Here is a 9,044-nt window from a genome sequence, read left to right as displayed (position 1 = left end):
CGACCCGCACCCGGCCCTCGTCCCGCAGCCACACCATCAACCGGTACCCACGCCCGGGCGGCACCCCGTGCACCAGCGCGTTGGTGGCCAGTTCGCTCACACACACCAGCACCTCGTCCGCCCGCACCTCGCCGAACCCCCAGTCGGCCAGCGCACACCGCACGAACTCCCGGGCCTCCCGGACCGACCGGCGCTCCCGCCGGAAGAACCGCTCGCGCAGCAGCGGGAGTTGCATCGTCTCGTTCATGGAACGAGCGTCACACTCGGTGACTAGGCTGTCGCAGTGTGCGCGCCCGTACAGATTTCTTGTACGGGTCGCGCGCGCGTGAAGTACGGACGCGGGCGGGAAGTGGGGACCGTATGCAACCCAGGAAGCGGCAGCGCAAGAACGCGTCGGCGATGAGACTCGTGGGCGCGCTGGTCGCCCAGTTCCGCACCGCCGCCGGAATGACCCAGCGCCAACTGGCCGAACAGACGTGCACCCAGCCGGAGACCATCGCCTCCATCGAGCAGGGCAGACGCGCCCTCCAACTGCCGCTGGCCCGCCGCATGGACACCCTGCTGGAGACGAAGGGGGCGCTGGCCACGGCGGTGGAGAACATGCCGGAGGTGGACCTGATTCCGGCGTGGGCGGAGGAGTACATGGACCTGGAGCGGGAGGCGCTCGCCCTTTGCTTCTTCGCCAATCAGGTCCTACCGGGGCTGCTCCAGACCGAGCGCTACGCACGAGCCGTGTTCGACAGCCGAGTGCCCACATTCAGCAGGGCGGAGATCGACGCGCATGTCGCCAAGCGTCTGGACCGGCAGGAAATCCTGCACCGAGACGTGCCGCCCACCACCAGTTTCGTCATCTCCGAGGCCATCGTCAGAGACCGCCTCGGCGGCGACGAGTCGTATCGCGAGGCGCTGCACCACCTGCGGGTCTACGCCGGCACGCCAGGCATCACACTCCAGGTCATGCCCCTGGCCCGGACCACTCACGCGGCTCTCGACGGCCCGTTCATCCTGCTGGAAACACCGGACTATCAACGCATCGCCTACACGGAAAGCCAACGTGGCAGCCAGCTCATCGCCGATCCCGATGAGATCAGCATCCTTGCGCAGCGGTATGCAATGCTGCGAACGCAGGCCCTCAACATCGAGGACACAAAAGGCCTGTTGGACCGGCTGCTAGGAGAGTTATGAGCACCGCACGTGAGTGGTTCAAGTCCAGCTACAGCGGCAGCGACGGCGGGGAGTGCCTCGAAGTCGCCTACGACTGGCAGAAGTCGAGCCACAGCGGCGACGAGGGCGGGCAGTGCGTCGAAATCGCCGCCCACCCCGCCGCCGTCCACGTCCGCGACTCCAAGAACCCCGAGGGCCCCACGCTCACCCTCGCCCCCGCCACCTGGACGGCCTTCGCCACGCACATCGGTTCCTGAGGCACCCGCGCCAGGCCCCGCCGGACCTCCGTCAGGAACGGCGCAGCTTCTGCGCGACCTCCGTCGCCCAGTACGTCAGGATCATCTGCGCGCCCGCGCGCCGGATCCCGGTCAGGCTCTCCAGGATCGCCGCGTCCCGGTCGATCCAGCCCTTCTCCGCAGCGGCCTCGATCATCGCGTACTCGCCACTGATCTGGTACGCGGCGACCGGCACGTCCACCGAGTCGGCGACCTTCGCCAGGACGTCGAGGTACGGTCCGGCCGGCTTGACCATGACCATGTCCGCGCCCTCGGCGAGGTCGAGCGCCAGCTCGCGCATCGACTCGCGGAGGTTGGCCGGGTCCTGCTGGTAAGTCTTGCGGTCGCCCTTGAGCGAGGAGCCGACGGCCTCACGGAACGGGCCGTAGAAGGCGGAGGAGTACTTCGCCGTGTACGCGAGGATCGACACGTCCTCGTACCCGGTCTGGTCCAGCGCGTCGCGGATCACGCCGACCTGGCCGTCCATCATGCCGCTGGGGCCGACCACATGGGCGCCCGCGTCGGCCTGGACCTGGGCCATCTCCGCGTACCGCTCCAGCGTCGCGTCGTTGTCGACGCGGCCGTCCTCGGTCAGCACACCGCAGTGGCCGTGGTCGGTCGTCTCGTCCAGACAGAGGTCGGACATGACGACGAGGTCGTCACCGACCTCTTCGCGCACCGCGCGCAGACCGAGCTGGAGGATGCCGTCCGGGTCGGTGCCCGCCGTGCCGCGGGCGTCCTTCTTCTCGTCCAGCGGAACGCCGAACAGCATGATGCCGGAGACGCCCGCCGAGACCGCGTCGACCGCGGCCTTCCGCAGGGTGTCCAGGGTGTGCTGCTGCACGCCGGGCATCGCCGAGATGGCGACAGGCGCGTCGATGCCCTCACGCACGAACGCGGGCAGGATCAGGTTCGCCGGGTCCAGCCGCGTCTCGGCGACCATCCGCCGCATCACGGGGGTCGTCCGCAGCCGTCGGGGGCGAGAGCCGGGGAAGTTTCCGTACACAGTCATCCTTCGAGACTAGACCCGTACACATCACGCTCTTACCGACACCTCTGCCGGGAAAACGGGCGGGGCCCGGCCGCTTCACGAAGAAGCGACCGGGCCCCGAACCCGCTGCACCTGATCAGGTCGTCGTACGACGCCGCCGCGCACCCGGACGGCGCTCGCTCGGCCGCGTCACCGGGTCACCGGCCTCCTTCGCCGCGTCGCGGCGCTGGGCGCCGAACTCGGCGAGGGCCTCGGCCAGCTTGTGCACCGAGGGCTCCGGCGACAGGACGTCGACGCGCAGGCCGTGCTCCTCGGCGGTCTTCGCCGTGGCCGGGCCGATACACGCGATGATCGTCACGTTGTGCGGCTTGCCGGCGATGCCGACGAGGTTGCGCACCGTCGAGGACGAGGTGAAGAGCACCGCGTCGAACCCGCCGCCCTTGATGGCCTCACGCGTGTCGGCGGGCGGCGGCGAGGCGCGGACCGTGCGGTACGCGGTGACGTCGTCGACCTCCCAGCCGAGCTCGATGAGACCGGCCACCAGCGTCTCGGTGGCGATGTCGGCACGCGGCAGGAAGACACGGTCGATCGGGTCGAAGACCGGGTCGTAAGGCGGCCAGTCCTCCAGCAGACCCGCGGCCGACTGCTCACCCGAAGGCACCAGGTCCGGCTTCACACCGAAGTCCACGAGCGCGGCGGCGGTCTGCTCGCCGACGGCCGCGACCTTGATCCCGGCGAAGGCACGGGCGTCGAGCCCGTACTCCTCGAACTTCTCCCGGACCGCCTTCACGGCGTTGACCGAGGTGAACGCGATCCACTCGTAGCGGCCCGTGACCAGGCCCTTGACCGCCCGCTCCATCTGCTGCGGCGTACGCGGCGGCTCGACGGCGATCGTCGGGACCTCGTGCGGCACGGCACCGTACGAACGCAGCTGGTCGGAGAGCGACGCCGCCTGCTCCTTCGTACGCGGCACGAGCACCTTCCAGCCGAACATCGGCTTGGACTCGAACCACGCGAGCTGGTCGCGCTGGGCGGCGGAGCTGCGCTCCCCGACCACGGCTATGACGGGCTGGTGCCCGTCCGGCGACGGCAGGATCTTGCCCTGCTTGAAGACCTGGGCGATCGTGCCGAGCGTCGCCGTCCAGGTGCGCTGGCGCGTCGTCGTGCCGGCGACCGTCACGGTCAGCGGGGTGTCGGGCTTGCGGCCCGCCGAGACCAGCTCGCCGGCGGCCGCGGCCACCGCGTCGAGCTGCGTCGAGATCACGCACGTGGAGTCGCTGGCGCCGACCTCGCTCCAGCAGCGTTCCGAGGCGGTACGGGCGTCGACGAAGCGGACGTCCGCGCCCTGCGCGTCGCGCAGCGGCACCCCGGCGTACGCGGGCACGCCCACGACGTTGGCGACGCCCGGCACGACCTCGAACGGAATGCCCGCGGCGGCGCAGGCCAGCATCTCGCCGCCCGCGTTGCCGTCGAGACCGGGGTCACCGGAGACGGCACGGACGACCCGCCTGCCGCCCTTCGCGGCCTCCATGACAAGATTGACCGCATCCCTGAGAACGGGAACACCGGCGGCTGTTGACTGCGCGTCAACAACGGTCAGCTCAGGCGTGCTTACGCCTGCCCGCGCATGGCAGCGGACGACGCCGAGAACGTCTGGCTCGGCGACAAGAACGTCCGCGCTCGCAAGCGCCTCGACGGCGCGCAGAGTCAGCAGTCCCGGGTCGCCGGGACCGGCGCCGAGGAAGGTGACGTGCCCTGCGGACAGGACCGGGTAATCGGATGCGGCGTGGCCGGTGGGGCTCAAAGTGCTCGCTCCCCCATAAGACCGGCCGCACCCTTGGCGAGCATCTCGGCCGCGAGTTCGCGACCGAGGGCCGCCGCGTCGTCGTGCGACGTGGGGACGGGACCGGTGGTGGACATCTGTACCAGCGAGGAACCGTCGATGGAACCGACGACACCGCGCAGGCGCAGTTCGTTGACAGCCTGACCGTCGGCCAGGAGGTCGGCCAGCGCACCCACAGGTGCGGAGCAGCCGGCCTCCAGGGCGGCGAGCAGGGAACGCTCGGCGGTCACGGCGACCCGGGTGTACGGGTCGTCGAGCTCGGCGAGCGCGGCGGCGAGGTCGGCGCTGCTGGCAGCGCACTCGATCGCCAGTGCTCCCTGGCCGGGAGCGGGCAGAACGGTGTCGACCGACAGGAAATCGGTCACCTCACCGCTCCGTCCGAGGCGGCTGAGCCCGGCCGCGGCGAGTACCACCGCGTCGAGTTCACCGCTTCGCACAAATCCGATACGCGTATCGACGTTGCCGCGGATCGGCACGGTCTCTATGTCGAGGCCGTGACTGCGGGCGTACGCGTTGAGCTGCGCCATGCGGCGCGGCGAGCCGGTGCCGACGCGGGCGCCGGACGGCAGCTGCTCGAAGGTCAGCCCGTCGCGCGCCACCAGGGCGTCGCGCGGGTCCTCGCGCACCGGCACGGCGGCCAGCACGAGGCCCTCGGGCTGCGCGGTCGGCAGGTCCTTGAGCGAGTGGACCGCGAAGTCCACCTCCCCGCGCAGCAGTGCCTCGCGCAGCGCGGCGACGAAGACGCCGGTGCCGCCGATCTGCGCGAGGTGCTCGCGGGAGGTGTCCCCGTACGTGGTGATCTCGACGAGTTCGACGGCGCGCCCGGTCACCTCGCTGACCGCGTCGGCCACCAGGCCGGACTGCGCCATGGCGAGCTTGCTGCGCCGGGTCCCCAGCCTCAGCGGCTGGGTTGGCCCCGCGCCCAGGGGTGAGTTGTCGGTCATGACCGCCCTCGATTCGGGTCGTTCAGGTCTGCCCGGGAGACGGCGGCGACCGTCTGCGGGTCGAGGTCGAAGAGTTCCCGCAGCGCATCGGCGTACCCGGCGCCGCCGGGCTCGCTGGCGAGCTGCTTGACCCGCACGGTGGGCGCGTGCAGGAGCTTGTCGACGACGCGGCGCACGGTCTGCGAGATCTCGGCGCGCTGCTTCTCGTCCAGGTCGGGAAGGCGCCCGTCCAGTCGTGCGATCTCGCCCGCGACCACTCCGGCGGCCATCGTGCGCAGGGCGACGACGGTGGGAGTGATGTGGGCGGCGCGCTGGGCGGCACCGAAGGCGGCGACCTCGTCGGCGACGATGCTGCGCACCTGGTCCACATCGGCGGCCATCGGGGCGTCCGCGGACGCCTCCGCGAGCGACTCGATGTCGACGAGGCGCACACCGTCGAGGCGGGCGGCGCCGCCGTCGATGTCGCGCGGCATGGCCAGGTCCAGCAGGGCGAGCCGGACCGGGCCGGTGGACTGGGCCGGGATCCGGCGGACGGCGCGGGCCTGCGCGGTCGCGGTGGCGGAACCGTTCTCCACCCACGCGGCGTGCTGCTCGTCCGGCTCGACGGGCGGCCCGGCGACGGGTACGGCGGGCGCCTCGTACGCGGGGGCCGGGTCCAGCCCGAGCGCTCCGGCTACGGCCTCGGCGCTCAGGACGAGCCCGGTGGCGCCGGTGCAGGAGACGACGACGTCGGCACGTGTCAGTTCGTCGGAGACCGCGGCCATCTCCACGGCGTGGGCGGCCACACCGGTGCCGCCGGCCTGGCCCAGGATCTCGACCAGGCGGTCGGCGCGGGCGCGGGTGCGGTTGGCGACGACGATCTCGGCGACACCGGTACGGGCCAGGGTCGCGGCGGCCAGCGAGGACATCGAGCCCGCGCCGATCACCAGGGCGCGCTTGCCCTTCGCCCAGGCCACGGGGTCGCGGCCGTCGGCGAGCTGTTCCAGGCCGAAGGTGACGAGCGACTGCCCGGCCCGGTCGATCCCGGTCTCGCTGTGGGCGCGCTTGCCGACCCGCAGGGCCTGCTGGAAGAGGTCGTTCAGCAGCCGGCCGGCGGTGTGGAGCACCTGCCCCAGCGCCAGCGCGTCCTTGATCTGGCCGAGGATCTGGCCCTCGCCCACGACCATCGAGTCCAGTCCGCAGGCCACCGAGAACAGGTGGTGGACGGCCCGGTCCTCGTAGTGCACATAGAGATAGGGAGTGAGCTCGTCCAGGCCGACGCCGCTGTGCTGGGCGAGCAGCGTGGACAGCTCGGCGACGCCCGCGTGGAACTTGTCCACGTCGGCGTACAGCTCGATGCGGTTGCAGGTGGCGAGGACGGCGGCCTCGGCCGCGGGCTCCGCGGCGAGGGTGTCCTGAAGCAGCTTGGCCTGGCTGTCGGCGGACAGCGAGGCCCGCTCCAGCACGGAGACGGGGGCGCTGCGGTGGCTCAGCCCTACGACAAGGAGACTCATGCCGGCATCACGGCGGGCATGTCCCCGTCGGGTCCCTTCCGGCTGCTGGTCGCGGCGCGCACGGGCGGCGCGGCCGGGTCCGGGCCGCTGTCGGCGGAAGCGGCCTCCTCACCCGCCTTGCGCTGCTCGTGGAAGGCGAGGATCTGCAGCTCGATGGAGAGGTCGACCTTGCGCACGTCGACGCCGTCGGGCACCGAGAGCACGGTCGGGGCGAAGTTCAGGATGGAGGTGACGCCCGCGGCGACGAGCCGGTCGCAGACCTGCTGGGCGGCGCCGGGCGGGGTCGTGATCACACCGATCGAGACGCCGTTCTCGCTGATGATGCGGTCCAGGTCGTCGGCGTGCTGGACGGGGATCCCTGCGACCGGCGTTCCGGCCATCGCGGGATCGGCGTCGATCAGCGCGGCGACCCGGAAGCCGCGGGAGGCGAAACCGCCGTAGTTGGCGAGCGCCGCGCCGAGGTTGCCGATGCCGACGATCGCGACCGGCCAGTCCTGGGTGAGGCCGAGCTCGCGCGAGATCTGGTAGACGAGGTACTCGACGTCGTAGCCGACGCCGCGGGTCCCGTACGAACCGAGATAGCTGAAGTCCTTGCGCAGCTTCGCGGAGTTGACCCCCGCCGCCGCGGCGAGCTCCTCGGAGGAGACCGTGGGGACCGAACGCTCGGAGAGCGCGGTCAGCGCACGGAGATACAGCGGAAGTCGGGCGACGGTGGCCTCGGGAATTCCTCGGCTACGGGTCGCCGGTCGGTGATTTCGGCCAGTTGCCACGGTGCTCCTGCGGGATGAGCGGGGCTGCAGGCGGCCGTATGTCCCAAGACCGCCCCGTCGAATGCAGGCTATGTCTTTGTGAACGCGTGCACAAAGATAGTGTCCGTTTTGTCCGGTCAAAGTGACCGGGGTCACGCGCACTCGTCGCGCGATCCAGGAACCACGGATCGCATCAGCCCGTTGCAGGCCCGAAGGGGGCAAAGCGGAACACACTCCTCACAGCCACGCCCCCGAGACCACTCAAAACGCCCACGATGGTAACCAGGTTTCGCTCAGGAAAGCAGCGCGCTGCGCAGTCTTACCGGGTCCACCCGCCAGAACGTGTGCTGTTCGTTATCTACGAGCACCACGGGGATCTGCTCCCAGTACTCCTTGTACAGCTCCTCGTCCCTGGTGATGTCCTTCTCCTCCCAGGAAGCGCCGGTCTCCTCGCAGACCGCCCGCACCACGGCCCGGGCGTCGTCACAGAGGTGACACCCCGGCTTCCCGACCAGGGTCACCACGCGGTCGGCGGGCTTCTTCTTCGTACGACGCAGCAGGGCACTCATACCTCTTATTCTGCTCCGCTCCCGGACCCGCTCCACCCTTGAACCGGTACGCCCGGGAATCGCCCGTTTAACGCGTCGGTCTCCGAGAGTTCACGGCGCCGCATCCCGGCAGGTCGGGAAGGAGCGGGGTGACTGGCTATGCTCACGGCATGGCCGCTCTTGGATGGCTCACACCGCGTAGGCGTTCCGCGACAGCACGCAGCGTGCTGGCAGGCGAAGCAGCGGCGGAGGCAGCACGGAAGTCCTCGCTCGCCGCCGAGCAGTCCGCCGGTACCGAGGACGTCGCCGCGCAGGACGGGGAACCCGAGTTCCCCGTCGTCGGCGACGACCGGGCCGCCGCCTTCTTCGACCTCGACAACACCGTCATGCAGGGCGCCGCGATCTTCCACTTCGGCCGCGGCCTGTACAAGCGGAAGTTCTTCGAGCGCCGCGAGCTCACCCGGTTCGCCTGGCAGCAGGCCTGGTTCAGGCTGGCCGGCGTCGAGGATCCCGAACACATGCAGGACGCCCGCGACAGCGCCCTGTCCATCGTCAAGGGCCATCGCGTCTCCGAGCTGATGTCGATCGGCGAGGAGATCTACGACGAGTACATGGCCGACCGCATCTGGCCCGGCACCCGCGCGCTCGCCCAGGCCCACCTCGACGCCGGCCAGAAGGTCTGGCTGGTCACCGCCGCCCCGGTGGAGACCGCCACGATCATCGCCCGCCGGCTCGGCCTGACCGGCGCGCTGGGCACCGTCGCCGAATCGGTCGACGGCGTCTACACCGGACGCCTGGTCGGCGAACCCCTGCACGGCCCCGCGAAGGCCGAGGCGGTACGCGCCCTGGCCGCGGCCGAGGGCCTGGACCTGGCCCGCTGCGCGGCGTACAGCGACTCGCACAACGACATCCCGATGCTGTCCCTGGTCGGGCACCCGTACGCGATCAACCCGGACGCCAAGCTCCGCAAGCACGCGCGCGCCCGGGACTGGCGGCTGCGCGACTACCGGACCGGCCGCAAGGCCGCCAAGGTCGGC

Annotated in this window: 10 protein-coding genes; 3 read left to right on the top strand and 7 right to left on the bottom strand. The window is 70.9% G+C overall.

The annotated features are described in order from the left end of the window. A partial coding sequence (locus JGS39_RS31750; protein ID WP_219573200.1) for an ATP-binding protein occupies positions 1-247 on the bottom strand: 247 nt, incomplete at its 3' end. Between the two features lie 152 nt (positions 248-399). Here JGS39_RS31750 and JGS39_RS31745 point away from each other — a divergent pair. Both JGS39_RS31745 and JGS39_RS31740 read left to right on the top strand, forming a co-directional pair. Further along, complete coding sequence (locus JGS39_RS31745) at positions 400-1,185, top strand: helix-turn-helix domain-containing protein (protein WP_236064364.1); 786 nt, start codon at positions 400-402, stop codon at positions 1,183-1,185. Then, positions 1,182-1,421 (top strand): DUF397 domain-containing protein, encoded by a 240-nt coding sequence (locus JGS39_RS31740; protein ID WP_219573198.1) that lies wholly within the window; start codon positions 1,182-1,184, stop codon positions 1,419-1,421. The genes JGS39_RS31745 and JGS39_RS31740 overlap by 4 nt, the downstream gene beginning before the upstream one ends. 31 nt (positions 1,422-1,452) lie before the next feature. On the opposite strand, the gene hemB is transcribed toward JGS39_RS31740, so the two are convergent. From hemB to JGS39_RS31710, 6 genes are all read right to left on the bottom strand, one after another. Then, positions 1,453-2,451 carry a porphobilinogen synthase gene (gene hemB / locus JGS39_RS31735; RefSeq protein WP_219573197.1) on the bottom strand — a complete coding sequence of 333 codons (999 nt, stop codon included), beginning with the start codon at positions 2,449-2,451 and terminating at the stop codon, positions 1,453-1,455. A gap of 115 nt (positions 2,452-2,566) precedes the next feature. Then, positions 2,567-4,234 carry a bifunctional uroporphyrinogen-III C-methyltransferase/uroporphyrinogen-III synthase gene (locus tag JGS39_RS31730; protein ID WP_219573196.1) on the bottom strand — a complete coding sequence of 556 codons (1,668 nt, stop codon included), beginning with the start codon at positions 4,232-4,234 and terminating at the stop codon, positions 2,567-2,569. After that, on the bottom strand, positions 4,231-5,217 hold the full coding sequence (gene hemC, locus JGS39_RS31725; RefSeq protein WP_219573195.1) for a hydroxymethylbilane synthase: 987 nt from the start codon (positions 5,215-5,217) through the stop codon (positions 4,231-4,233). The genes JGS39_RS31730 and hemC overlap by 4 nt, the downstream gene beginning before the upstream one ends. After that, positions 5,214-6,710, bottom strand: coding sequence for a glutamyl-tRNA reductase (locus JGS39_RS31720; RefSeq protein WP_219573194.1), 1,497 nt, complete (start codon positions 6,708-6,710; stop codon positions 5,214-5,216). Before JGS39_RS31720 ends, hemC begins: the two co-directional genes overlap by 4 nt. After that, positions 6,707-7,480, bottom strand: a complete 774-nt coding sequence (locus JGS39_RS31715; protein WP_219573193.1) for a redox-sensing transcriptional repressor Rex — start codon at positions 7,478-7,480, stop codon at positions 6,707-6,709. Before JGS39_RS31715 ends, JGS39_RS31720 begins: the two co-directional genes overlap by 4 nt. A 272-nt stretch (positions 7,481-7,752) precedes the next feature. Continuing rightward, positions 7,753-8,028 (bottom strand): glutaredoxin family protein, encoded by a 276-nt coding sequence (locus JGS39_RS31710; RefSeq protein ID WP_219573192.1) that lies wholly within the window; start codon positions 8,026-8,028, stop codon positions 7,753-7,755. 149 nt (positions 8,029-8,177) lie between these two features. On the opposite strand from JGS39_RS31710, the gene JGS39_RS31705 reads away from it, so the two are divergent. Then, positions 8,178-9,044: HAD family hydrolase (locus JGS39_RS31705; protein WP_219573191.1), on the top strand; the 867-nt coding region annotated here is incomplete at its 3' end.

It is taken from the genome of Streptomyces poriferorum, from assembly GCF_019399235.1.
Classification (GTDB): Bacteria; Actinomycetota; Actinomycetes; order Streptomycetales; family Streptomycetaceae; genus Streptomyces; species Streptomyces poriferorum.
The sequence above is the reverse complement of the archived record's forward strand: the minus strand, read 5'-3'. Positions and strand labels throughout refer to the sequence as shown.